The 462-nt window shown below is 38.7% G+C and carries 1 protein-coding gene; it reads right to left on the bottom strand.

The genetic code is table 11. The annotated features are described in order from the left end of the window. Positions 1 to 145: 145 nt before the first annotated feature. On the bottom strand, positions 146 to 462 hold a 317-nt coding region (locus HP552_RS34630), incomplete at its 5' end, for a hypothetical protein (protein WP_446686445.1).

The following is a 462-nucleotide window of genomic DNA, read 5'->3' as shown; positions in this document are numbered from 1 at the left end:
TCTCGGTGCATGCCACTGTTGCCAATGACCTGCCTAGGAATTGGTTAGCAAGTTACTACCGGATTTTGTAAAAACAGCCCTCCTCATATAAAAAGTATTCGTTCACTTCCGATAAGCGTCGTAATTTTCTATCTTTCATCATATTCTAGATCCCTCTGAAAAAATCTTCCGAGTTTGCTAGGCACTGATACATAACTCTTTTCCAATAATTGGGGAAGTCATTCAAATCTATAATAGGTTTCAGATTTGCTTCAATAAATTCTGACTGTAGCTGCTGAAACGTTGCGGTTGAACTATATTTCCTTATAACTTTTACGAAAGAGTTTCTTTGAGTAATCACTTCACTCAAGTGCTTCCCTGCCTCCAAACGATACCTGTTAGCAATATTTAATAGCTTGAAATGATGAAGAGCTCTGTGTTTGTCTTCCTGCCTCCAGTTCGCCGGGCATTCAACATAAAAAC

It is taken from the genome of Paenibacillus xylanilyticus (genome assembly GCF_013359935.1).
Taxonomy (GTDB): Bacteria; Bacillota; Bacilli; order Paenibacillales; family Paenibacillaceae; genus Paenibacillus; species Paenibacillus xylanilyticus.
This window is presented reverse-complemented; position numbering and strand designations above follow the sequence as displayed.